Origin of the sequence: Cedecea sp. VD22 (assembly GCF_037150195.1) — a bacterium.
In the GTDB taxonomy this organism is placed as follows: Bacteria; Pseudomonadota; Gammaproteobacteria; order Enterobacterales; family Enterobacteriaceae; genus Cedecea.
Map to the genome: position 1 here is coordinate 268,535 of NZ_JBBCPX010000004.1, position 25,096 is coordinate 293,630.

The 25,096-nt window shown below is 49.7% G+C and carries 23 protein-coding genes; 9 read left to right on the forward strand and 14 right to left on the reverse strand.

Going from position 1 to position 25,096, the window contains the following annotated elements; all coding sequences use genetic code 11:
* Positions 1–4: 4 nt before the first annotated feature.
* On the forward strand, positions 5–721 hold the full coding sequence (locus WFK85_RS11460) for a methyltransferase domain-containing protein (protein ID WP_166991536.1): 717 nt from the start codon (positions 5–7) through the stop codon (positions 719–721).
* Between the two features lie 72 nt (positions 722–793).
* On the opposite strand, the gene WFK85_RS11465 is transcribed toward WFK85_RS11460, so the two are convergent.
* From WFK85_RS11465 to WFK85_RS11480, 4 genes are all read right to left on the reverse strand, one after another.
* Complete coding sequence (locus WFK85_RS11465) at positions 794–1,921, reverse strand: DegT/DnrJ/EryC1/StrS family aminotransferase (protein ID WP_166991532.1); 1,128 nt, start codon at positions 1,919–1,921, stop codon at positions 794–796.
* Positions 1,922–1,961: 40 nt separating this feature from the next.
* Positions 1,962–5,315 (reverse strand): O-linked N-acetylglucosamine transferase family protein, encoded by a 3,354-nt coding sequence (locus WFK85_RS11470; protein ID WP_336708256.1) that lies wholly within the window; start codon positions 5,313–5,315, stop codon positions 1,962–1,964.
* A 39-nt stretch (positions 5,316–5,354) separates the two neighbouring features.
* Positions 5,355–6,782, reverse strand: coding sequence for a hypothetical protein (locus WFK85_RS11475; RefSeq protein WP_166991526.1), 1,428 nt, complete (start codon positions 6,780–6,782; stop codon positions 5,355–5,357).
* Between the two features lie 198 nt (positions 6,783–6,980).
* On the reverse strand, positions 6,981–7,817 hold the full coding sequence (locus WFK85_RS11480) for a flagellin N-terminal helical domain-containing protein (protein WP_166991523.1): 837 nt from the start codon (positions 7,815–7,817) through the stop codon (positions 6,981–6,983).
* A 400-nt stretch (positions 7,818–8,217) separates the two neighbouring features.
* On the opposite strand from WFK85_RS11480, the gene fliD reads away from it, so the two are divergent.
* The 4 genes from fliD to amyA all read left to right on the forward strand — a co-directional run bounded on the left by fliD (position 8,218) and on the right by amyA (position 11,978).
* On the forward strand, positions 8,218–9,639 hold the full coding sequence (gene fliD, locus WFK85_RS11485) for a flagellar filament capping protein FliD (RefSeq protein WP_336708258.1): 1,422 nt from the start codon (positions 8,218–8,220) through the stop codon (positions 9,637–9,639).
* A 9-nt stretch (positions 9,640–9,648) separates the two neighbouring features.
* Entirely contained in the window at positions 9,649–10,059 is a 411-nt protein-coding gene (gene fliS / locus WFK85_RS11490; RefSeq protein ID WP_008453801.1) for a flagellar export chaperone FliS, read from the forward strand.
* Complete coding sequence (gene fliT / locus WFK85_RS11495; protein ID WP_008453799.1) at positions 10,059–10,421, forward strand: flagella biosynthesis regulatory protein FliT; 363 nt, start codon at positions 10,059–10,061, stop codon at positions 10,419–10,421. The genes fliS and fliT overlap by 1 nt, the downstream gene beginning before the upstream one ends.
* Before the next feature lie 69 nt (positions 10,422–10,490).
* Positions 10,491–11,978, forward strand: a complete 1,488-nt coding sequence (amyA, locus tag WFK85_RS11500) for an alpha-amylase (protein ID WP_336708261.1) — start codon at positions 10,491–10,493, stop codon at positions 11,976–11,978.
* Between the two features lie 469 nt (positions 11,979–12,447).
* Here amyA and yedD read toward each other — a convergent pair whose 3' ends face one another.
* A complete protein-coding gene (gene yedD / locus WFK85_RS11505; RefSeq protein ID WP_008459981.1) occupies positions 12,448–12,867 on the reverse strand; it encodes a lipoprotein YedD in 420 nt (139 codons plus the stop codon).
* A gap of 195 nt (positions 12,868–13,062) precedes the next feature.
* Between yedD and yedE the strand changes: the two genes are divergently transcribed.
* Together yedE and yedF are read left to right on the forward strand one after the other, a co-directional pair.
* Positions 13,063–14,277 carry a selenium metabolism membrane protein YedE/FdhT gene (gene yedE, locus WFK85_RS11510; RefSeq protein ID WP_166991517.1) on the forward strand — a complete coding sequence of 405 codons (1,215 nt, stop codon included), beginning with the start codon at positions 13,063–13,065 and terminating at the stop codon, positions 14,275–14,277.
* Positions 14,274–14,510, forward strand: a complete 237-nt coding sequence (gene yedF, locus WFK85_RS11515; RefSeq protein WP_008459977.1) for a sulfurtransferase-like selenium metabolism protein YedF — start codon at positions 14,274–14,276, stop codon at positions 14,508–14,510. The genes yedE and yedF overlap by 4 nt, the downstream gene beginning before the upstream one ends.
* A 29-nt stretch (positions 14,511–14,539) precedes the next feature.
* Here yedF and WFK85_RS11520 read toward each other — a convergent pair whose 3' ends face one another.
* The 7 genes from WFK85_RS11520 to WFK85_RS11550 form a co-directional block, all read right to left on the reverse strand.
* A complete protein-coding gene (locus WFK85_RS11520) occupies positions 14,540–15,394 on the reverse strand; it encodes an SIS domain-containing protein (protein ID WP_166991511.1) in 855 nt (284 codons plus the stop codon).
* 640 nt (positions 15,395–16,034) lie between these two features.
* Positions 16,035–16,439, reverse strand: a complete 405-nt coding sequence (locus WFK85_RS11525) for a GtrA family protein (protein WP_008459974.1) — start codon at positions 16,437–16,439, stop codon at positions 16,035–16,037.
* Positions 16,436–17,389, reverse strand: coding sequence for a glycosyltransferase (locus tag WFK85_RS11530; RefSeq protein WP_166991774.1), 954 nt, complete (start codon positions 17,387–17,389; stop codon positions 16,436–16,438). Before WFK85_RS11530 ends, WFK85_RS11525 begins: the two co-directional genes overlap by 4 nt.
* Positions 17,390–17,399: 10 nt before the next feature.
* On the reverse strand, positions 17,400–18,722 hold the full coding sequence (locus WFK85_RS11535) for a hypothetical protein (RefSeq protein ID WP_336708264.1): 1,323 nt from the start codon (positions 18,720–18,722) through the stop codon (positions 17,400–17,402).
* Between the two features lie 505 nt (positions 18,723–19,227).
* Positions 19,228–19,932, reverse strand: a complete 705-nt coding sequence (locus WFK85_RS11540; protein ID WP_166991768.1) for a Rha family transcriptional regulator — start codon at positions 19,930–19,932, stop codon at positions 19,228–19,230.
* A gap of 89 nt (positions 19,933–20,021) precedes the next feature.
* Positions 20,022–20,804, reverse strand: coding sequence for a BRO family protein (locus WFK85_RS11545; protein WP_166991765.1), 783 nt, complete (start codon positions 20,802–20,804; stop codon positions 20,022–20,024).
* On the reverse strand, positions 20,794–20,952 hold the full coding sequence (locus WFK85_RS11550) for a hypothetical protein (protein WP_008456791.1): 159 nt from the start codon (positions 20,950–20,952) through the stop codon (positions 20,794–20,796). Before WFK85_RS11550 ends, WFK85_RS11545 begins: the two co-directional genes overlap by 11 nt.
* Positions 20,953–21,050: 98 nt before the next feature.
* On the opposite strand from WFK85_RS11550, the gene WFK85_RS11555 reads away from it, so the two are divergent.
* Both WFK85_RS11555 and WFK85_RS11560 read left to right on the forward strand, forming a co-directional pair.
* A complete protein-coding gene (locus WFK85_RS11555) occupies positions 21,051–21,374 on the forward strand; it encodes an Arc family DNA-binding protein (RefSeq protein ID WP_166991762.1) in 324 nt (107 codons plus the stop codon).
* Between the two features lie 34 nt (positions 21,375–21,408).
* On the forward strand, positions 21,409–21,876 hold the full coding sequence (locus WFK85_RS11560; protein ID WP_336708267.1) for a hypothetical protein: 468 nt from the start codon (positions 21,409–21,411) through the stop codon (positions 21,874–21,876).
* Between the two features lie 287 nt (positions 21,877–22,163).
* On the opposite strand, the gene WFK85_RS11565 is transcribed toward WFK85_RS11560, so the two are convergent.
* Both WFK85_RS11565 and WFK85_RS11570 read right to left on the reverse strand, forming a co-directional pair.
* Positions 22,164–24,005, reverse strand: a complete 1,842-nt coding sequence (locus WFK85_RS11565) for a tail fiber domain-containing protein (RefSeq protein WP_166991759.1) — start codon at positions 24,003–24,005, stop codon at positions 22,164–22,166.
* Between the two features lie 58 nt (positions 24,006–24,063).
* On the reverse strand, positions 24,064–25,096 hold a 1,033-nt coding region (locus WFK85_RS11570), incomplete at its 5' end, for a host specificity factor TipJ family phage tail protein (RefSeq protein WP_336821302.1).

Consider the following 25,096-nt stretch of genomic DNA (forward strand, 5'->3'; position numbering starts at 1 on the left):
AGATATGAGCCAAATAACAGAGCCTGAAAAGCTCACCACGGCCGAGGACTGGGACCATAAATGGCAGGGTATTTTCGACCATTACCAAAACGATCTTCGCCACGCCTACTATATTGATGCGGTCAGAAAAAGTCGTGAAAAGCGGGTTCTGGAGATTGCTGCCGGTAGCTTTCGCGATATCGTCCAGTTGACGAAGCGTGGCGCAGAGGGCCACGGAATAGACTTTTCGCCGGAATCCGTGAGTCTTGCGAAAAAGCTTTATCCCTCCCTGCAGGATCGTTTTTCCGTGATGAATGCCTTCGAGCTGCAGTACCCGGACAAGCATTTTGACATCAGTTACCACAATGGGTTTTGGGGGCTATTTGCGGATGAGGATATCCAAAAAATGGCGCTTGAGCAGGCTCGTATCACTCGCGGCAGAATGATCGTCACGGTACATAACGCCCATAATCAGTCATTTGCTGATTACTTTAACGTGAAAAAAGGGACCGACTCGCTGTTTAACATCCGCTTCTTTACCGTCGAACAGATGCAGGAAATCCTCGGCAAAGTCGCCCGCAAAGTTACCATTATCCCGGTCGGCAAAGGCAAAAAAACGCACGAAGACTGGCTAATACGCCACGGCCTGCATAATCCACTATTGATTAACGGCATGTTCAAATTGTCCGGCCAGCGCTACCTTGAGCGCAGCGAGCGCTTGATGTGTATCGCCGAGCTATAACGACACCGTCGAAGCAGAAAAAAGGGCCTTGTCGCAAGACAAAGCCCTTTTTTATTCCCGCCAATCACCCAGTCAGGCGGCAACGCTTTGCCCCTGAGCAATCCGCCTGACTGCCGTAATAATACGCTGTTGCTCTTCTCCCTCGAGATCCGGGAATATCGGCAAACACAGCACCTTGTTAGCCAGGTCGTTGGCTACCGGCAGATGCTCCGCGGCGGAGGACGGTAAATGCCGGTACATGGCGAAGGAGCTGATGAGCGGATAGAAATAGCGCCGGGTATAAATCCCCTCTTCTTTTAACGCGTCATAAAGTGCGTCGCGGCTCACCGGGAACCGTTCATCTATCAGCACGGGATAGTAAGCGTGGTTCCACTCGTAATCGCTTCTCTGGGTATAAAACTCAAGGCCAGGAATATCGGCCAGACCTTCACAGTAGCGCTGATAAATGTCGGCCCGGGCGCTTAAGGCGCCGTCAATATGCTGGAGCTGCAGCAGGCCAAACGCCGCCTGCACTTCATTCATTTTCGCGTTAATGCCCGGCGCAATTACCGTGGTTTCGTCGGCAAAACCGAAGTTTTTCAGGTAATCAATGCGTTTTTTGGTTCTGGCATCCGGGCAGATAATCGCCCCGCCTTCGATGGTATTAAACACTTTGGTGGCGTGGAAACTCAGGATAGACAAATCACCGCAGTTCAGGACGCTGCTGCCGTTCTGCTTCACACCAAAGGCGTGGGCCGCGTCGTAAATAACTTTGAGGCCATAGGTGTCGGCGATACGTTGAATTTTATCCACGTCGCAGGGAATACCATAACAGTGCACCGGCATAATGGCCGTCGTTTGCGGGGTGATGAGCGCCTCAATCGCATCGGCGTTAATATTGAACGTCTGTGGGTCAATATCGGCAAAGACCGGCGTCAGGCCATTCCACAAGAGGCTGTGCGATGTCGCCACAAAAGAGTAAGGCGTGGTTATCACTTCGCCGCTCAGCCGCAGCGTCTGGAAAGCGGTCAGCAACGCCAGCGTGCCGTTAGAGAACAGCGAAAGATATTTTACGCCCAGATAATCGGCCAGCGCCTGCTCAAGCTGCTGATGAAATGGCCCGTTGTTGGTCAGGTGCTTGTTCCCCCAGATTTGCTCGAGATAAGGAACAAACTCCTCCAGGGGCGGAAGCAGAGGGCTGGTAACAAAAATATTTTTCATAGTACACCTCGGTGTGAAACCAGTTGGCGCGGCCCGCGCCTTATTCCAATACTGTGAACGTACGGTGCGCTTCACCGGCACAGTAAATTCGCCATGCTTCCCGCAATGCGCGTCCAAATGTACCGGCGACGTTAAAGCCATCTGCGGTTTCCGCCGGCATTCTTTCACGCATTGTCATGCGTATTTCATTCAGTTCAGGGAGTCGGTCGCGCCAGCTCAGCGCCTTCTGGATGTAATCCTCTTCGCCGTAGGCAATAAAGTTTTCCAGCCCATGAATGCGCATAATATCGACGCCCTGTCGGGCAGCCATCGTGGCACCGCACAGCGTCAGCGTTGGCACGCCCATCCAGCAGGCGTGGTTACTGGTGGTGCCGCCAGAGTAGGGAAATGCATCCAGTAAAATGTCGATTTCATTGTGGTAAGCCAGATAATCAAGCAGCGGCGCTCTTTTCTTGAATATCAGGCGCGACGGTGCAATACCCAGCAGCTCGAGTTTCCTCGTCATCTCGGCCACCATTTTTTCATCGTTCATAAAACCGATAACAAATTTGGCGTCCGGAGACTGTGCCAGAATTGAGGCCCACACTCTGAGGACTTCATCGTTGATCTTTTTAGGGCGATTAAAGCTGCCGAAAGTGAGGTAACCGTTTTTAAGCGCCGGGAGAGTTTCGATGTCAGGGCTTTGCGGATCGGGCTCAAAGAACTTACGCATCTCAATAAACATAATGCTTTCGGTCAGCTGCTGTTCAAGATCGGCTGGCTCAGCGAGCGTCGCGGTCACAATGCGGTAATCCATCGTTTTCAAACCGGTTGTGCCAGGGTAGCCAATCCAGGAGATTTGCACCGGTGCGGGGCGAAGCGCAAACGCCGGCAGACGGTTGTCAGAGGTGTGGCCCGAGAGATCAAACAGAATATCAATCCCGTCATGATAAACCTGTTCGGCAAGCTGCTGGTTGCTTAGCTTGTCCACCTGCCGCCATAGCACGGAACCGGCTGCAAAATGTTCAGTGACCTCATCATGAACATAAGAGGTGCTGTACCCCACCAGCTCGAAATGATTTCTGTCCAGCCCATCCCAGAACGGCGCCAGGAAGTGGCTCACGGGATGCTTGCGTAAATCTCCGGAAACAAAGCCCACGCGCAGTTTTTTATCAGGATTCTTTATACCCCGATAAGGCAGTTGCAGATGACAGGCCGCGGCCCATGCTCCTACCGTCTCACCGTATTGCAGATGTTTCTGGTAAAGCTGCTCTGCCGTGACCTTATGGTCGTGGGTCATTGCAAACAGCAGTGCGGTAAAGTAATCAAAATTACTCGGTTCCAGCGCTATCGCTTTGTTAAGAAACCAGGCGGCCTCGTCAAGTTTTTGGCTATCGCTGAGAATCACCCCCATCGTGGCATAGTGAATCGCTTTCACCTCGTCGCAGCGCAACGAAACACGAGAGCATTTTTCCGCCAGGGACATTTCACCCAGCTGATAATATGAGTACGCAAGGCTATGCCAGAAATTGACGTTTTTATCTTCCAGCCTTAACAACCCCTGCAGAAGAAGAATCGCGTAATAATGTTGGTTTGTTTTCTGTAGCCCTGTCGCCAGATCGTAATAAATATCCAGACTGGAGAAATAGTGTCCCATCAACCGACAAAGCACTTCTTTTGCTTCATCCCAGCGATTGGACAGCACAAGCGTTCGCGAATAACAGCGCAGCGCGGCAATATCCTCCGGGTTCTCTTTCAGCAGCTTCTCAGCACAGGTTTTCGCATCCTGGATCTTTTTCTCACGAATTAAACGGTTAATCCGGTCGTAAGTGTCTTCCGCGTGTTCTGATTCACGCTGGGGTAAGTCATTAACATCTTTGCTAAGCAAGCCACCTCGCGATATGGAAACACTCAGCAGCAGCAAATTGTTTAACAGCGGCAGCAAAAATTGTGTTTTCCCCGTACGTAAAAAAAGCTGGTAGTGCTTTTTCCAGGCAGTCGGAGACCCCGTCAACGCGCCTTTTTTACGTAGCGACATAAAACACTGCCACGCCTCGGCATCCACACCGGCTAAACCGTGTTGCAAATAGCGCCATTCTTCCGGCGTGACAGAAAATTCATCGCCCCAGAGGTTTCTATAAACTTGCGAAGCATTCCCTTCTGGCACGCCGTTTTTCAGCGATAAAATGGGCTGTAGCGTGTCATTTTCAGCCCGATCATACGCGCCTGGAGTACAGCGCCAGTAGAGTCCCGCCGGCTGAGTGAGATACAGATCTTCCAGCACTTTCAGCACTGCCTCGCGCACGTCGGTATTGTCTTCCGGCTTGCGGCAGTTAATGACCAACTGTTCAACGCTCAGGCTGAATGGCCAGGCGGCCCCAAGCAGATCCAGAATGCGTAAAGTGATCGGATTCTCACTACTGGATTGCTGCCCATTCCCGCCAATATGGCCGTTGTATATAGCCCCATTCTCGTTCATTTTGCGGCTAAAGTTTCCCGCCCAATAAAGTGATTCGAGGCACGAACTATCGGGCAATGCCGGGAAGTGTTCTTCGGTTATGGTCGCACTGAGCAGACTAAAGCGTTCGGTACGCGATACCGCAAAATCAAGATATTGTTGGGCGGCAATGCGCTGCTGCCCGGCGACGAGGGCGTGTAGCGTTGCGACCTTTTCACCATAAGCGCGCGGCAGCTCATACTGAGGCACGGCATCGCCAGCGTAGTGCAATCCCAGGTCGCTGACCTGATGGCAAAACTCAGTAAAAGACAAGGCTGCCGTGGTCTGAGAGAGATAACGCAGGGTCAGGGCAAGATCGCTCTCTTTCTCAGCCTCTTCAACCTGGGCTTTAAGTGTCCCTTCCGGTAGCGTCATCGCCAGATAGCTCAGCATGCCTCGCGCAGCATTAACCTGAGACTCAGGATCGGCATTCGCGCCCCGGGCTGCATGGTAGCTAAGCGCCTCGCGAATGGCCGTGGTCTCAGGTTCGCCGGTGGAGGGATACCAGTGCAGGCAGACCACGCCAGAGGCAGAAAGATTTTGGCGGCACCAGAGCAAGAGTGCCTCTCGCTCCTGGCGGCCGAGTAAAGAGAAAACACCGCGAATCACGATGTAGTCAAACTGCCCGCCTTCGGTGGCGAGAATATCCCCAAGTCCGGCGGAGAACAGCTCAATATTGCTGATCCCTAATGCCTGAGTATGGCGCTGCCCTGCGGCAATCAAGCTTTCATCAATATCAATCCCCATCACCTGGCTTTCCGGGTACGCCAGCGCGTGGGCCGTAATGCATCCTCCCTCGCCGCACCCTATTTCCAGCACGCGAGCGTGCGCAGGCTCCACCGTAGAAAGATGGTAGACGCAGGCCGCAGACTGAATAGCAACGGGCGAAATACGATGATCCGGGTAATACTGACTCACGTTATGCTTATCCATTATTTTGAAGAAATAAATGCAGACTCAACCGATTAACGCGCTGTACTTTTCCAACAGCGACGCTTTGTATCGACGGTAATCCTCACTCTCAACCCCGGAGTGAGCCAGTATCCAACTAAACGCGTCCTCGCCGTGTGCCGCATCCACCAGCGTATGCGGCTGAGCCCGGCCTATTGCCATTTTATCCAGTGCACTAAGCTCATTTTCGACAGCGGCCAGTGCCACTTGATTGAGAAACCGTTCAGCATTGTTGCGCTGTAAATTGCGATCGATAAACCGGGCCACGGCGGCCAGATATTTCGTCGACAGCTCGCCCCCTTCACAATAGAGACACGCCGCCAGAATCGACGCCCAGAACGGCGCGGTTTCATCCCAGGTCAGCAGTAAATCTTTCACATCTAACTGCCCTTCCATCCCGGCCCACGACTTCCTGACGAGGCTGTTCGCCTCGAGCAGCAGGACAGGCGTGGTCATTTTTTCCAGCGCATGAGATAAAAAGACCAGCCGGCGACTGGCATAGTGCACATTCGCTGCCGTTCCTGGAGTCACTGCCTCGCTGCTTAACGAAATAGCCAGCTCAGGCATCGCGTTGCGAAGCCCAGTAATCTGCTGGGCCAGGCCAGCATCACAGTTGTAAATATGGAAATGAACGTTAAGCTCGTCGCGATTGGTGTCGAACAGAGAAAGCAGCAGCGGCAGGCCATGAGCGGTAAAGCCGGCGCCATCGCAAGCGACCAGCACGGTAGTTTTATTGTTATTTACCGGCTCAATTAACCAGCTATAACGGCCAGCGTCAGGCTGCCAGTCAGGCACGTCTAACGGGCTGAAATCGATAAAGGAGTCCGGGCGGCCTCCCAGCTTGTAGATAGCCGTGACAACCATCAGCAGCGCCATAGGATCTTCCCCGATAAGCGCCATGTTCTCAGTAAGCTGCTGAATAATGACATAGGCCTGATTAAAATCTTCTTCCATCAGGCAGATGAGCAAGAGTATTTTTAGCGCAACGGGTGACTCACTGAGCTCGGAAAGATTATTGGAAATAAGGAAAACGGCGGAGTTTATTTCATTAATGCGGAACAGGATCTGAACGGCGGCAACCAGATAATTTTTATTCCCGTCAAGCTTAAGCGCTTCAACGATACATTGCGTGATTTTCTCAACATTCTCCGCGTCAACCGCCTGCGACTTTTCTCCAGATGGGCCGCAGAGCGCCACATTTGACAGAATAATCGCCCTCATCATCAGCTTTAACGCTCTGTCTTGCTCGAGATTCAACCCCGTCTGTGCCTGGTTTAATTTATCGTCGAGGGCAGCAAAATCAGGATTGGCAAAATTAAGGACTTCGGTCACCAGCCACGCAGGTAAAGCATCGGCTTCCGGCAGGTGAATCGCCCGGGTAAACAGATCGCGGTAATATTGATGCATTGCCCGAGTGCGGGAGAAACTATTCATAACTGTCCTTTAGGTTGCAATATTTTGCCAGACGGGTGATTGTCTGATGCTAGCACCCGCCCAGTAAGCATAATGCGCTGAACAAAACCGAAATTAACGGCTTAACCTTCATATTAAAAACGCCCTGCGCCTCTCCTTTTGGCAAAAACAAAAAAAGGCTGCTGTTTCCAGCAACCTTTCTTGTAGCGGTCTGCGAAATTAACGCAGCAGGGACAGCATCGCCTGTGGAACCTGGTTTGCCTGAGACAGTACAGAAGTACCAGCCTGCTGCAGGATCTGCGCGCGGCTCATGTTAGATACTTCGGTCGCGTAGTCAGCGTCCTGGATACGGGACTGAGCAGCAGACAGGTTGGTGATGGAGTTGTTCAGGTTGTTGATGGTAGATTCGAAACGGTTCTGAATCGCACCCATGTTAGAACGTGCAGTATCGATTTTCGCGATAGCAGCATCAGCAGCAGAAACAACAGCCTGTGCAGTAGAGTGGTCGGTAATAGCGGTGCTCAGACCACTGCTCAGGCTACCGGAAGATGCGTTGATCAGAGAGTCGCTGCCGATAACGATGGTATCGTTAGAGGTGGTGTTAGCGCCAACCTGAATGTTCAAGCCAGTAGTTACGGAACCGTTCAGCAGGTTTTTGCCGTTGAAAGAAGCGCCGCCTGCGATGCGGTCGATTTCAGACAGACGCTGGGTGATTTCAGTCTGTACGGATGCCAGGTCAGTGGTGCCGTTGGTGTCGTTCGCGGCCTGCAGGGACAGTTCACGGATACGCTGTAAGTTGGTGTTGATCTCGTTCAGGTTACCTTCAGCGGTCTGAACCAGAGAGATACCGTCGTTAGCGTTACGAGCCGCCTGAGTCATACCCTTAACCTGGGAAGTCATACGGTTGGCAATCGCCTGACCAGCAGCATCGTCTTTCGCGCTGTTGATACGCATACCGGAAGACAGACGCTCGATAGCGGTACCCAGGGAAGACTGAGCTTTGCTCAGGTTGTTCTGAGTAGTCAGGGACAGCAGGTTAGTATTGATTACGGACATAGTATTAATTCCTTAAAAATTGGGTTTAGGTTCGGTGCCTAACACTCACGGCGTCTCTCACCGTCAACAAGGTTATCGACGCCCTCTGTGCCAACTTTAGAATTAATGATAAAAAAAAATCAAATTACTGAATTATAAAGAAATTAAATTTACAACCCGCGCTAAACTTAACCTTTCCTGCACTTTTAAACGCGGCTTAGCGCATTCGAGAAAATATATCTTTGCCTCCCTTTACGCCATCGACCACGCTATTAATGTCACCGTCTTTTCCGACAATCGTCATATAAGGCCGATCCACTGCCTGCTATTCGGCTGATTATTTTTTTTCCCCGGCTGTAAACTTTTCATTGAGTCAGCCGATAAGTGAATGAAACTACCAGCGACTTAAAGGAAGACATCAATGGCATCGATTTCAAGCCTCGGGGCAGGTACCAGCCTGAACCTCCAGGATACTTACGATAAGCTTTACACGGCTGAACAAACAAAATTAACCATCTTTGATACACAAACAAAGACTTATCAAGCCCAGTTTAGCGCCTTTGGTCAGTTGAAAACCGCGATTTCCGGACTGGAAACGGCTACCGCTGCGTTAACAGCGAAGGGTTCTCTGGTGTCTACCTCCGTCACCAGTACCAATACCGCTTTTAGCGCGACCACGACCAGTGACGCTATCCTTGCTGACTATACAATTAACGTACAGCAGATGGCGAAGGCTCAGGTGCTCTCAACCGGCAGCATCAGCAGCAACACTGCGCAGCAGGGTGCGACCACCGGCGGTACACGTACGATAACGATTACTCAGCCTGGCACCACTAAGCCACTGAGCGTGTCGCTTGCCGACGGCGATACCTCATTAAACGGTATTGCAAAAGCGATTAACGCCGCGGGCGGAAACGTCTCGGCATCCGTGGTTAAAGCTAACGACGGCGACTATCGCCTGATGATTGCTTCCAAGAGCACCGGCACGCAGTCAGATATGACCATCACCGTCACCGGTGATGACCAGCTCCAGGGCGTGATTGGGTACAACTCAACGAGCAAGACCGGGGCTTTAACAGAGCAAACGGCTTCGCAAAATGCTCAGGTGAAAGTGAACGGCGTCATGATTGAGCGTCAGAGCAACACCATCTCTGATGCCATGCCGGGCGTAACGTTGAACCTTAAGGCGAAGAGCACGGCCGATGAAACGCTGAGCGTGGCGCGTACCAGCGATGCCAGCAAGAAAGTGATTAATGACTGGGTTAAAGCCTATAACACCCTTCAGTCAACGATTGCTACCGTGACCAAATATGTAAAAGTTGACCCAGGATCCGCCCAGGATCCAAACAACGGCGCACTCGTCGGGGACAGTACCGTACGCGGTATCCAGGCTGATATCCGTAGCATGCTGACCCAGGTACAGGGCGGCGATTACAGCATTATGGCGCAGTTGGGCATTACCCAGGATCCCGTACTGGCCCCGGATGGCTCCAGCCAGCTAAAAGTCAATGATACCCAATTAACCAAAGCGTTATCCGACAACCCGCAGGGCGTTATTAACTACTTTGTAGGCGACGGGAAAACGACAGGGTTTGCGACACAGCTGGATACCAAACTGAACAATATGCTGAGCACCAGCTCCATTAACGCTGGCGTGATTAAAAATGCGCAGGATGGCCTGACCTCAACATTGAAAACCGTGGCCGATCGTAAACAGGCGATGAGTGACAGCATCGACGAAACCATGGCGCGTTACAAGGCACAGTTTACTTCTCTGGCAAGCCTTGTTAACTCGATGACAAACATGGGGAACTATCTGGCGCAGCAATTCAACAAAAGCTAAGGATTTTGTATGTACAAGAGTTCTGGTGTACAAGCCTATCAACAGGTCGGTCTGGAAAGCGCCGTTATGAGTGCCAGTCCACACCAGCTCGTGGTGATGTTGTTCGATGGGGCACTCAGTGCCCTGGTTCGTGCACGCTTGTTTCTTGAACAGGAACAAATACCGCAAAAAGGCGAGGCGCTCTCAAAAGCCATTAACATTATTGATAATGGCCTGAAAGCCGGCCTGAATATGGATGTCGGAGGAGATTTGCCCGCTAACCTCGCGAATCTTTACGATTACATGGTCAGGCGTCTCCTACACGCTAATTTGCGTAATGACGTAGAGGCCATCGCCGAAGTCGAAAGATTACTTGCAAACATCGCGGATGCATGGAAGCAAATCGGCCCTACTTCCCCTACATTTCAGGATGCTATCTGATGAATGATTTCATCTCATCCCTCAATGGATGGCGTGCCCTGCTCGCCCTCAGTCAAACCATGCTTGACCTTGCCCATAGCGGAAGGTGGGATGAGCTGATTGATCATGAGGTTAAATATGTTCAACTGGTAGAGTCGATTGCCAGCAACCCAATTGCGCAGTCAAGCCAAAGAAGTCAGGAAGAAGCTAAGGCGCTGCTTGATCTGATTCTCGCCAATGAAAATGAGATTAAAGGGCTGCTTAACAGCCGTCTGAGTGAGCTTCGCGACCTGATTGACCAGAGCGGCCGTCAGAAATCACTGAACAACACCTACGGTTTTCTCTCCGGCAACGTGTTAACACCGAGCGATCTGAACCAGTAAACCTGCCGTATTTCGATTCTTATTCCATACTCCAGAGGTCAGCTAAATGACTTCTGGAGCACGGACAAGATGACGAACCCCACCCTGTTACAATTTTTTCACTGGTACACCCCCGGCGACGGAACGCTCTGGTCAGAAGTGGCCGACCGTGCGGCCAGCCTCAGCGACATCGGCATCAACATGGTTTGGCTTCCCCCTGCGTATAAAGGCAGCGCGGGCGGTTATTCGGTTGGCTACGACAGTTACGATCTCTTTGACCTCGGTGAGTTTGACCAGAAAGGTAGCATCGCCACCAAGTACGGGGATAAAGCACAGCTGCTGGCGGCCATAAAAGCCCTGCGGGAAAACGGAGTTTCGGTGCTGCTGGACGTTGTCGTGAACCATAAAATGGGCGCCGACGAAAAAGAGCACATCCGCGTCAACCGGGTAAATGCCGATAATCGCAACGAGATCTCGCCCGAGGTTATCGACTGCGAGGCCTGGACCCGCTACACCTTTCCCGCCCGTGCCGGACAATTCTCACAGTTCATCTGGGACTACAAATGCTTCAGCGGCGTCGATCATATTGAAAACCCCGATGAAGACGGCATCTTCAAAATCGTCAATGACTACACCGGCGACGGCTGGAACGACCAGGTGGACGACGAGCTGGGGAATTTCGATTATCTGATGGGCGCCAATATCGACTTCCGCAACCATGCGGTGACCGAAGAGCTTAAATACTGGGCGCGCTGGGTGATGGCCCAGACGCAGTGCAACGGCTTTCGGCTCGATGCCGTCAAACACATCCCGGCCTGGTTTTATAAAGAGTGGATTGAGCACGTCCAGGACGTGACGGAAACGCCGCTGTTTATCGTGGCGGAATACTGGTCCCATGAAGTGGACAAACTGCTGGAATACATCGCCCAGGTAGAGGGCAAAACGATGCTGTTTGATGCCCCTCTACAAATGAAATTCCATGAGGCATCCCGGCTTGGGCGTGACTACGACATGAGCCAGATTTTCACCGGCACGCTGGTTGAGGCCGACCCGTTCCACGCCGTCACGCTGGTGGCTAACCACGACACCCAGCCGCTGCAGGCGCTTGAAGCGCCCGTAGAAGCCTGGTTTAAACCGCTGGCCTATGCGCTAATTCTGCTGCGCGAAAACGGCGTACCGTCGGTGTTCTACCCGGATCTCTTTGGCGCAAGTTACGACGATAAAGGCGGCGACGGGCAGAACTACCACATTGATATGCCGGTCATCGAACAGCTGGATGACCTGATTCACGCCCGGGAGCGCTTTGCCCACGGTGTGCAGACTTTATGGTTCGATCACCCTAACTGCATTGGCTTTAGCCGCAGCGGCACGGCAGAAGCCCCAGGCTGCGTAGTCATCATGTCCAACGGCGATGACGGCGAAAAGCACGTCACCTTGGGGGAAGATTTCGCTGAGAAAAACTGGCGTGATTATCTCGGCAATCGCGAGGAAACGATTCACACCGACGCGGGCGGCAGCGCAACCTTTACCTGTCACGGCGGCAGCGTTAGCGTTTGGGTGCTGGAGGATGTGCTGTGAATTTGACATCTTTTGGGAGATCTCTTTAATCCGGGAGCTGTTCCGTTCACCCGTAGACCTGTTTTCCCTACACGTTTACTGCACGGTGAACGTGTCCGGCTTAAATCGCCTCCGTTTTCTCTCCGACTGGCCAGGGTCCGGGCGTCGGGAACGGCCGGAGGCTGAGAGCGTCGGGAACGCATCTCAGCCGACCCAGGACTGGGAGATAAAACGGAGGTTTGCCGCTCACGCGGTCGATTTATTTCGCCGGGACTCCGGGTTCTCAGGGGAGTAACGGTGACTCCCCTGAGACGTTCACAAGCTCAGAAGCTACATAGGAATGAGGATTAAAGTGAACGGAAGCTTAGCCGTTCCTCCATAGAACTTATTGGTCACTACAAGACAGCCCCAAAAAAGTAAGAGAATGAAATCGCAGCCACAGCGTTGAGCACCAGCCCTCTCACCTCTCTGGAGTGAGAGGCATTCTCCCTTAGCCTTTCGACAGTTGGCTATCTAAAGGATTTTTAGCCAGGAAATCAGCGCATTCCGGCGTCAAACGATCCACACGCTTCAACGTCATCCCGGCGTACTCCAGCGTGTCGCCGTTTAGGCCGATGTCGTAAATCTCACGCTTGACGGTGACATTACGCAGATCGCCAGACAAATGCGTCAGCTTACCCGGAACCCCAATCACCCGCTGCCACTGGCGGCAATCCAGCGTATCGCCCTGGGGCGTGACCACCAGCGAAGCAATCGCCTCCGGGCTAACCAGCTCGCTCTGTGGCCCGCTGGACTGCCAGTAGCCCGCCATACCCGCCGGTGCTTCGGTACGAACGACCTGCTTATAATCTCTGATCTCGGTGCAGCCGCCCAGTGCTACCAGCGCCGCCAATACTAAAAGCTTCTTCATCGTCTATCCTGACTGCGGAGAAAAAATAATTCTGGCATTAAAGCCCAATGCCTGCCAGCAATTCCGCCTAGGGCACAAAAATTGATCCAGATTGTTTTTTCGTCTTTTCAGCCTGTTAAGCCCAAAAGATGGGCGTATGATGGCGCCTTCTTTTGCCCTTCGCGGCACGTTCTTCTGAGTTCAGAGGCGAAAACAATGACCTGGCACTCCTTTAAACACCAATACCTGGTAACCTTCTGGAAACCAATGCCCGCAGTGATCGCGGCCGGGATCCTCTCCACCTATTACTTTGGCATCACCGGTACCTTCTGGGCCGTCACCGGCGAATTCACCCGCTGGGGCGGCCAGCTCCTGCAGCTGATGGGCATTCACGCCGAAGAATGGGGTTACTACAAGCTAATTCACCTCGACGGCAGCCCGCTAACCCGTATCGACGGCATGATGATCATCGGCATGTTTGGCGGCTGTTTCGCCGCGGCCCTGTGGGCCAATAACGTCAAGCTTCGTTTGCCCCAGCACCGCATCCGCATCATTCAGGCCGTGCTCGGCGGGATCATTGCTGGCTTCGGCGCACGACTGGCAATGGGTTGCAACCTCGCGGCGTTCTTTACCGGGATCCCACAGTTTTCGCTGCACGCCTGGTTCTTCGCCCTTGCCACCGCCATCGGCTGCTGGTTTGGCGCGCGCTTCACGCTGCTGCCGATGTTCCGCATTCCGGTCAAACTGCAAAAAGTCTCCGCTGCCTCCCCGCTCACCCAGCAGCCGGATCGCGCTAAGCGCCGTTTCCGTATGGGAATGCTGGTGTTTATCGGCATGCTCGGCTGGGCGGGTTTCACCGCCATAAACCAGCCAAAACTCGGCCTCGCCATGCTGTTTGGCGTCGGCTTTGGCCTGCTTATCGAACGCGCACAGATTTGCTTCACCTCCGCCTTCCGCGACATGTGGATCACCGGCCGAACCCAGATGGCCAAAGCAATTATTCTGGGGATGGGGGTCAGCGCCATTGGCATCTTTAGCTATGTTCAGCTTGGCGTAGAAGCCAAAATCATGTGGGCAGGGCCAAACGCCATCATCGGCGGGCTGTTGTTTGGCTTTGGTATCGTGCTGGCCGGAGGCTGCGAAACGGGCTGGATGTATCGCGCGGTTGAAGGTCAGGTTCACTACTGGTGGGTTGGTCTCGGCAACGTGATTGGCTCTACGCTGCTGGCCTGGTTCTGGGATGATATTTCTCCGGCGCTCGCCACCAGCTGGGATAAAGTCAACCTGCTGAATACCTTTGGGCCACTGGGCGGGCTGCTGGTGACTTACCTGATGCTGCTCGTCGCTTATCTGCTGATTGTCGGCTGGGAAAAACGCTTCTTTCGCCGTAAAAACCAGGCTATCGGCACCACAACAGGAGAAACCGCATGAGTCAGAACATTGTCCCGGATTACCGCCTGGACATGGTAGGTGAGCCTTGCCCTTACCCGGCTGTTGCCACGCTGGAGGCGATGCCGCAGCTGAAAAAAGGCGAGATCCTGGAAGTGATCAGCGACTGCCCGCAGTCCATCAATAACATCCCGCTGGACGCCAAAAACCACGGCTACACGGTGTTGGATATTCAGCAGGACGGCCCCACCATTCGCTATCTTATTCAGCGTTAATCATGCAAGGGGCAAAGCTGCCCCTTTTTTCAACAAACCGGCTTCACCCACGCCCCGGAATCCAGCAGGAAACGCTCTGCGCTGGCAATTTTCTGTACCGCCCGGTCTCCGTGTTTAGCCACCAGCATCGCCAGCAAGCACTCGGCAATGCCCATGGCCGAGACTACGGAAGGAAAGAACGACGGGCTGTGCGCGGAGAAATAAAGCGTGCTGGCGGCGTGTTTCGCGAGTGGGGAGAGTGGAGAGTCTGTCAGCGCAACAATTTTGCTTCCGGCCTGCCGCGCCGCGCCCAGCACGTCCAGCGACTCACGCGAGTAAGGGGCAAATCCTATCATCAACACCACATCTTTGGGCGTCAGCTCGCGGGTGAAAATTTCGTAATTGCTCGCCTGGCCGTCGATAAGCGACACGTTCTTATTAAACAGGCGATAGATATAGAACAGCGTGTAGGCCACCGAATAGCTGGCCCGAAAGCCGCACACATAAACATGTTCGGCCGCATCCAGGACATCAACCGCCTGTTCCATTGCCTGCGGATTTTCAGCCTCGGTATGGGATAGATTTGCCGCATGGGCGTCAAACACTTCCTGATAGAGCGACGCCGTGCTGCCCTTATCGACCAGCTTTTCGGCCCTTGCCTGATGGGTTTCAATATTGAGGCCAAGCTCCTGAATAACGGCGGCTTTGAACTCTCCCCAGCCGACATAGCCCAGACGCTGAGCCAGACGCAGCAGCGTGGCGGGCTTGACGCCAATGCGTGTGGCAAATGCCCGCATCGAAAGCGCAATTAAGTCCTTCATGTTATGCAGGCTCAACTCTGCGGCCCGCTGCAGCTCGGGGGTTAATGTCTCGTAATGTTCTTCTAGCTTTTGTTGCGGGGTCATAGGCTGACAGGACGCTCCCATTTAGACCGGAAATCCCTTCCGGTGTCTTGAAGGTATCGTCCTGATAGTGCAGTGAAATTACTTTTGACGTCAAATAAATAAGGGTATCAGGCAGGGATTAGCGTTAAAACGCTATTTTACTTAACATACTAACGTTGTGAAAACGCGGATGTGCGTCGCTTAACGTGCAGGTAAGACACAAGCTGGATGAATGAAAGAGTCAAAGGCGGGGCAAAAATACAACGCACGGTCAAATACCAGACAAGAGCAAACAAGGCTTGCTCCCGTCTGAAATCAATCAGCCCATGCACTAAACCTGCATGTTCATCATATGAGGAGTTAAATTGTAAGATAGAGAAAGAACAGGAAACATCACGTTTAAGACAGAGATTTAGCGCGAGAGTGTTTGGACTGTTGGGAAGTTCACGCAACCTCGCGCTAGTTTTTTGTCCCATCATTGCCCCATGCCATGAAGATGGCGCACGGCATTAGCGCAAGCCAACCCTCACCAGCACCGGTGTTGAGTTGCTTTGTGCTAATTTTTTCCTTGGATGCCCAGCAGGTACAGATGACAAAATGCCCACCTGAGTGGGCTATATTTTAAAGCATCTTTAATTTATGCAAATGATATTTTTGCTAATTAACGGTCCGACTTTTTCCGGAATAGTACTAGCCTTGAAGTAATCAAATTTACTAACATTCCTGCAATGCTCCCAGCAGCTACGCCTATAATCGGATTTTCATTAACTAATTTATAAGAGGATATAAGCCAACTATAAAGACCATAATTTACCACTCCGCCTGCCAGCATTAACGCGAGGTATGATACAAATTCGCTTTGCGGCTTCATGCCAGAGCTATTTTCCTTAAATGTGATCCTTCTATTGAATAGCCATGTCACAATAACTGCGCAGAAAAATGAGAATCCTCGAGCTGCATACGGCCCGAGGAACTCACGCAACATGTAAAGCACCGAGGTATCGATCAAGAAACCGAATACCCCACTAATTCCGAAGAAAAAAAATTCTCTCAGAACTTTTCTCATTTATCTTCTCTGGTATCTGGAAGAGCAATACCAAGGTAGACCAGCCGCTTCATTTCATGACGCCCTCTTGTGACATTATCCAGAACCAAACCGCAAACGAACGACAATGCAGCTGCTATCATGATAGAGGCTGCCAACACAGCCGTTGGCAGCCTGGGAACTAATCCTACTTGAAGATATTCAGTTAATATTGGGAATCCCAACACTAGCGAAACCATTGCCATGATCAAAGCAAAAATTCCAAAGAAAGAAAATGGGCGTTCACTTATATATAGTCGACCAATTGTTTTTAATATCCTCCACCCATCTCGATACGTAGACAATTTACTCACAGATCCTTCTGGACGAGCCCCATACGATGTCATTATCTCACCATATGGCATGCGAAGTTCCAACGCATGAACTGTAAGTTCTGTTTCAATTTCAAAACCATTGGAAAGCGCCGGAAAAGACTTAGCATATCTACGTGTGAATACCCGATATCCTGAAAGCATATCAGTAAAGTTTCCACCGAATATTTTAACAACGCTTTGAGTTAGTAGGTAATTACCCCATTGGTGGCCGCGTCTGTATGCCTCTCCAGCAATTTCTTCTTTGGTTTCCCTACACCCGACGACCATATCTAGTCGGTTATCAAGAAGCTTGTCAACAAGAGACTGAACTGCGCTTGCATCATAAGTTGCATCCCCATCGACCATCACGTAGATGTCAGCATCAACATCGGCAAACATTCTTCTTACAACATTCCCCTTTCCAGGAAGTTGCACAGAAACTACTTTTGCTCCAGCGCTGGAAGCAACAAGTGCAGTGCGATCACTTGAATTGTTATCAAAAACGTAAACATCAATCTCTGGCATAGCATCACGAAATCCGTGTATTACGGATTCTATCGCCGCCTCTTCATTGTAACAGGGAACGATTAATGCTACATGTTGACCACGATAATACATTACAACCTCGTTAATATGATTTATTTGTTTTTATAGAAAGCATAATAAAAGGAATGCTCGCTGACGTTGCCAGTATTGACCAATATGCGTATCTAAAATCAGAAGCTACACCAACAAAAAGGTATGCAAGAAGGTATAAGAAACTTGATGCATTTAATGCCAAAAACATATCCCTTGTAAAACATTTTTTGGCAAACAACCCATACATAGAAAACAAAAGAGATGCTAAAAGCCAAAAACCAGGTTTAAAAACAAAACTGTCTTTTAGCAGATTAGTTGTCACCTCAAGAGTTCTGAACATACCTGTTTTTTCAAATTTAAAACCCAGATCATTATCTGCAGTTTGGCCACCCAATATTAAATTAGGATTCCACAATAAAATCATGAAGTTTTCATATCGGTGTTGCAGGTATGCACCAGGTTCATTGTAGATTGCAGTAACCCATTTTTTCAATAAGGTTCCATCTGCCCATGCTCCTGATGCCTGAATATCGCTAAGCACAAACTTGCATTCACCCCATGCATATACATCCCATGCTTTTGAGTTGTAGCAAATTGATGTTACTTTATCACTTTCAGAATTAGACCAATTCTCTTTGAAGTAATCTTTACCAGAGAAATGAGATATTCCTCCAATATCAAAGACTATTAATGATTGATAAGCCCTACCCTTTGCTGCATTAAGAAAACCGTAATTAAATGCCGACGTTAATAGAATGGTGCATGCTGGGAATAAGATAAGTATTATCACCCACCTTTTCCAGGATTGAATATTTATTTTGCTAAAAAGAAGCCATACCAAAGGGAGCAAACCAAAAATTGCATTAAAACGAACCATGGTTCCCGCAGCTAACATTACCCCCGATGCAAGCAGCAGTTTTTTAATTCTTCTGTCCTTTTCATTATCTAAGTAGGAATACAATCCAATAATACCAACAGCAAATAACCACATGACTCCATGAAGTACGTCTTTCCATATGTGACTAAGCGTACCAACGGTGAATGGCATGAAGCCAGCAACTATAACCGCTAAAGAAAGTTTTCTATGCGATTGTGGAATGGATAAAGAAAGAAGAAATAACCCACCCCAGTACAAAATGCACTCAAGTAACAGCATTCCAAATGGGCCTGGTATCCAGTCGTTAACAACTGACCAAATAAAGCTCATGATTGGAGGGTGCCAATCACTGAAAATAAAACTGGTCGCTTGCTGGTATTGATCAATCGCGTCGCTACTGACTATCCCAGGGAAGAAAGCCCGCAAAGTTAATGCTAAGCCAATTGCTGCCAGGACTGCTTGCGGGGTTCTTTTTTTTATGTCGATGGTTGACATTGTCATTGATTTCCGTTGACTTGACATACAGCAGGGCGGGCATTATCACACAGTAAACGCACTCAGGCAAGCATTCATAAGTCAATCGTTTTATTCAAAAAAATGAGTTTTATGTACCCAGACATTAATTTACATGTTAATAAAATGATTTCAGCATAGAAATTAATATAGAACAATAATATCTATTTATGTGATTGGAGGCTCGAAAAGCTTAAAATCTGGTACTTAGGTACAGAACAGTTATTTAGCAAAAAACGTTTTAATACAAATAAGGGCAAGCAAAGCCTTTTTTGTGTCCACATTTCTGCCTCCAGGCATGAAAATGCCCTCACAGTGCCACCAAATTACCTCTAATAAAATACCATCACAACAGAGCATTAGCTTAAGACAAATCGAACCCATTCCCTGCCTGAGTTGTTTTGCGCTAATTTTTTGCCCCATTGGTAAAGATGATAAAAAACCCGCAGAAGCGGGTTTGGCTGAAGTGTTTCGAAAATCGAAATACTTATGCTACATCGGCACCATGAACCAGGTGGCGCAGAGCCTCAAGGCCATTGGCATTATAGCGGAACGCCTCTACCTGCTTGTCTGAGTGTTTCGATTTGTCTAGGAAGAATTTTCCGTACTGCTCAGTCTTCAGGTTGTGCTTGTTAGCCAGGCGACCAATTTTGTTAGCCGTGCACCCAAGCTGATCGGCAATGTCTCCAGCGGTGTAGTAATGCTGCTCAATAACAGGCAAGGGGATCGCATTGAAACCAACGATTGGGTTGATGATGTTAGCTGCTGCGCACTGTCGTGCTTCTGCTGCAAGGTTTGGCATCAAGTCAAAAAGGTTCGTCACTGCCTCTACCGTCATCTTCAGAGTGCGAGCCTGACGGAATTCTACCAGGCCGCTAGCAGATTTAGACGGGAGTGCCTCCCCTGCCTCCAACTGACGCCAGCGTTTTGCCACCTTATGGCGCAGCGGAATGCTGTAGCCCATCATCAGAGTCATGGTGAGATCCTGGTCAAGCCAGTACTCCTGGTATGTACGTCCCCTTTCGTCCTGGTAATCGGCCGAAAAGTCGGCCGATTGAAGATTGAGCGATTCAAACATTTTCCGGCAATCTTCCAGCACATGCTTGTGCTGCTTCCCGGTCAATGTCGCAATCTCACGACTGGACATTTTCGTGACAACAGATCCTGCTTTTGCTACATTCTTAGAAGTCATTCGACATTCCTTATGTGAAAGTTGGGGTTTGTGACATACGCCAGCAGCTGTAACTGCTGGCTTTTTTATTGCCGTATGTCAGAGCAAATTTAAGAAAGAAGAAGCTCTCCCTTCGCGCCGCGAACATAAACATTCCTTGCCTTCGAAACCCTTCTGATCGCGTCAATCTCTCTAATTTCTGGATACATCTTCCTGAGCATGGTTCGCATTACTTCAACCTCGCTTCGTGGGCCAGAAAGATCGAACCCCATTTCTTCCAGTATCGAGACAAGGTGCAGCGTTGGGGATTTCGCATCATCGCCATACATCATGTAAGGCTGCACATTTAAGCTAGGCGTCTGGAAAGGCCTCTTTGGCTGCGGAGGGTTATTAACCCGAAGAGAAAGATTGTTTTCGTACCACCAGGATAACGTGATATCCAATCCTTCTGCCGGCAAGCCGGATAGGATTGGCGATACCGAAACTTCTTTTTCAAGAACATCCAGAACCCAGCGACGAAATTCCTTTGCTTTCGCTGTACGGGCAAACATGGCAATCAAGTGAGCACCGCGAAGTGAAAATGCGCGGGTCATCTGCTCACCGTAAGGGGTGGTCACTTTGACCACCCCTGTCATTTTCTCCGTAAATTCATCAGCATGGCGAGAATAGATACGCTGTACAGCCTTATCATCGGCGTACTGAAGCGCGTAGCCAATTTGGCTCGCAGTCAGCCATGTCTCTGCCATGTTTTCTACGGGCTGAAGATGTATGCCCTGGAAGTTAAGATCTGATTTAGCTACAATATTCATGTCGATATTTCCTTTGCCGGATTTGTTCGATAAGAGGCCCAGGGTGTTAGCGCACTTCTGGGCTTCGCCGTTTTTACTGCACATGCATTTGTCCTCTGAACTTCAAAGCCCATACCAACGCCTGAACAAGTGCGGCGTTTTCAGAAAGCCCCTCTTCATCGGCGATACGCTTAAACTCTTCTTTCACCTTCTGCGGATAGCGCAGGGTTGTCTTTGCTTCGTTCTTTTCCATCTCTTTCCCCTAGAGGCCATATTGCCACTACGGGGCCATAGTGCCACTATTGAATTGATATGGCAATATGGCACCATTGATTTTTTTAAGGGGGGCAAATGTCAGAAAAACAGGTTAAAGACTACGACAAATTCAATGTCAGATTCCCCGATGGTATGAGGGATGCTGTAGCCGAGCGTGCAAAGCGAAATGGCAGATCAATGAATGCAGAGATCATTCAGATTATTGAGGATGCAATTGCAGCTGAAGAAAGCGGCTTCCCGGCTGGCGATGCCAGGGAATTGCGTGCAGTTATCAGGGCAAAGGATGAGTCGATTGATGAATATATTGGAGTTCTAGAGAAAATGACCAGGGTGGTTGATAAGTTGTCAAAATTAGCTTTCCCTGATCATGATGACAAAGACAATAAAAAGCCCACCTAAGTGGTGGTCAACTTATTAAATCTGAAGGGAAGTCATGGACAAATTCAACAGAGAATTGCAGAGAGAACTCCTTAAATGTCTATATGACGCAACCCCGTATCGCATGCCAACAGAAAGGGAAAACCACTTCTGTATAGCATTTGGCGGACAAGCTGAACTAGTTGCAAACTTGCTCTATCTTCGTGATCACGGCCTTATAAATGTCGTAATTAAGCAAGTTTTATCAGGTAGCTACATAGTCGAATTTGAGTCATTAAAGATTAACAGCAAGGGTATCGACTTTGTGCGTGACGATGGTGGTTTATCAGCAATCCTGAATGTAACAACTATCAAGTTCCACCGTGAAGCTGTGGTCGTGATCGAAGATCTCATCGCACTATCAAATATGTCCGCTGAAGAAAAAGAGAAAGCTAAATCTAAGCTTGGAGAGCTATCTTTTGAAGCATTGAAAGCAGTAGTGCAGACAGCAACCACTGTTGGACTATCGGCTTTATTAAAATAGGCCACCTGAGTGGGCTTGCTCTGCTTTCAGGCGGGATCGGTGATTGCTATCATTTCATTGTTGAAAAAAACACTTTGCAAGTGTAATGTCCTACCTCATTTATTTATAAGGATATTGCTAATGGATAAATTCATAAAAATCGGCCACTGGTTTATCCGAGCAATGGGACTTGCATGCCTGCTGATGTTAATAACAGGGGTGTCGTATAGAAATGGATGGCTGGGGATTGATTTATTCATGATAGCCATATGGCTATGGGATGAATACTCTCTATGGAAGAATGGTATTTAGCTCGTTTTAAATACTGCTTCTTCTAGTTTCTTGACCCGTTCATCCAGTCTGTTTCTTTCTCTTCGTTGATACGCGGCCTCAAGCCAAAGGCACTGATCAGCTCGGATTCCCCATCTGTTTCCGGCTGGTGTTACCAATACTTTTCTCTCCGGCTCTGTCACTTCATGCCACGACTCTTTGATGAGAACTTTATTTATATAAGTTTCTCCATCTTCATTAGTCAAAAATTCATCTTTAAATTCATCTGGGTGATGAATAACTTCGGCTGGAATAATATCAAACTGGTCATCCCACTCATCGTAACAAAGTAACCCAAAAATAGTTCCATCTATTCCGCGTTTATCAAATGCCTCCTTCACTTGTTGAGCTATTACACCGAAATGCCACCTCGCGTCATCGCCTTTTTCTTTAATTGCACTCAGCCACTTGAACGCGATTAAAGACACATCACCCCATGCATCTAAAATTACATCTGAATTATCCTCTCCGCATAACCTCTCTGATAAATCACTTACTGTTATAGGCTTTGTTTTTTCTCTTCCATCGGAGGTGTTGATTACTCCTGTGCCAGCATGAACCTCGCTGAACCTATTTACCTGATCACCACAAGGGGTTAAGTTATCATTGCCTGGAGTAATCGCCCTGTTAAACGTCGCAGCCTGCTTTATTTGTAATCTGGTTTCTCCTGCGGCAACAAGTTGAATTTTATTATCACCAGTAACACCCATTGCCATTCCATTTCCATCAGTTGTGGCAAATCCGTAGAACGTACCTAACTGGTCGCCGCGAAAGTTTACTGGAAATAAAGATACTGAAGGATCTACACCAAATCCCGCGGAGCCGTTCTGGAACATTTTCCCGCCAAACGGCGAATAATATCCAAGACCACTAACTTGTCTGACGTTAATTGCAACGTTTGCACCGGCAGCCTGTAGATGTTCGATATACAACCCACTTTGCTCAACAATATTCCCAGCCCCAGAAAGAACCGTATCATTAATATATGCACCAATCCTGTTCTGTATTGTTCCAGAGCCACGATGAGATGGTGTTGAAATTAACCCTCTCATGTTTTCTAAAATTCCAGAACCGTCATAAAAAGTTCTGTCCTGGTAACTATATACGTGATTGTGTGTGTGAGGTCCTTTTAGTACAGTCGTCGCATCAAACGCGCCGTATCCGCCATAGTCCGTTGCTGTATCGATCACAGTCTTATCAGCAAAGGCGTGACAGTTTGTGGGGCCGTTCTGTATTAAACGAGATACAGTAATTGCATCTCGAGCCGCATCACTACCTGCCGGGATTGGAAGATTACCGACTACAAGATTCCCCGTAGCGCTGGCAGTGGAATCACCCGTGATATTCAACCGTTGCATCGCATCGCCACGCTTATCAACGGCGTTTTTTACTAATTCAACACCTCCATCATCCGCCAAATTTGCCCTCAGTGACGCATCTCCAACCGAGACCCACGCACCTTTTCCCACCCCGCCAGTGCTTTGCGGAGTTGAGCCAGCAGGTACGCGCTTTGGTATCTCACCATCCCAGCGGTAGTACTCCCCATCGGTTTCATCCTGAAGAATTTGATTTGGAAGTGTTAGCTCGTTATTTGGTAAAGGCGCACCGAGCTGGAAGCTCTTTAATGTGATATAGCCAAATGCAGAGATAGCTTGCTGCGCAATCCATCTTAGCCCTTCAATCGTGTAATGCTTCACACCAAATCTGTCTGTGTATTGCCACCCCATAGAAGTCACGAACTCATCAATTTTTCCCGCGTTAAATTTAAGATCGCGTGGGGATTCGCTTGGTACTGCGTTATTTGTGGGTTGGGTAGCCATAATTTTTCCAATAAAAAACCCGGCACATGGCCGGGTTGTGTTGTTAACAAATCGAGGGTTATGGGTAAATCAAATCGCTATATTCTGCGACGCTCAGAGAGACGGTGTTATCAGTGTTTGGTTTGATGCTGTTGACAGTCCATAGCTGACTGTCCAGTTCTTCCACGGTCGCAATCAGATAGCGCGACGGGAGCTGCACAGTTTCTCCGTTCCATATATTGAGTTGTAGGCTGGGGATCGCCGCAGTGAAGCCGTATTTAGTGTCATGGCGGGATGTTGCCGGATATCGAAGTGTGGGAGTACCAAGGTTGTCTGTCACCAGGACATACATCGAACCGGTAAATGTGATCGGCTCGCTTGTATCAAAATTATTCCCAGTACGGCCAGTGATGTAACCCTGCTGCTGGTTACTGTCATAAATATCAGCTATCTGAACGACGCTACCGACTTGCATAATCCCGTCCTCAAACACTTTGGCGTTCATCTTCACCCGTGAGTAGATCAGACGCTTTGTTTCGCGTAGCGCGCGCTCCCGCGCCTGGTACTCGTTACGGAAGCCGACTATCTCCAGCTTGTTCGGGTTCTCTGCTTCCTGCTCGACAATGGCGCCGCTCAGTACGCGGTAGTTAATGTAGGTCTTGTTGTTCGTGGTCGGATGAACGTAGGACACCTGAACGCCATCGTAGCCACCAGGAAGCGTAGCCTCGTACGTCATTTTGTACTCGTCCGTCTTCATATTCGCCCGATTGAAAACGGCGGCCGGGTGAACAACTTTTTGATCACGGGTAAACGTCAGTACACCATCATCCCAATACGCTATGACAGATGCCGCATTGCAGATTGCCTGTACCCTATCACCGAGCGAGTCGTTTTCATCGTCAAAGGTGTAGTCGAAGTAGCCCAGGCGATTATCTGGCAGACTCTCGGCGATGGAATAAAGACCGTACAGGTCAATACTGCTCACCGACTGCTCACCCATGATTAACCAAGTGTGTGCCACGGCATCTGCAAAGGAGCGCGAAGCTCGCAACGTGTAGTCAACTGACTGCGTGTTCAGGTTGTAGGAAATGGTATGCCGGGTTACCAAAGCA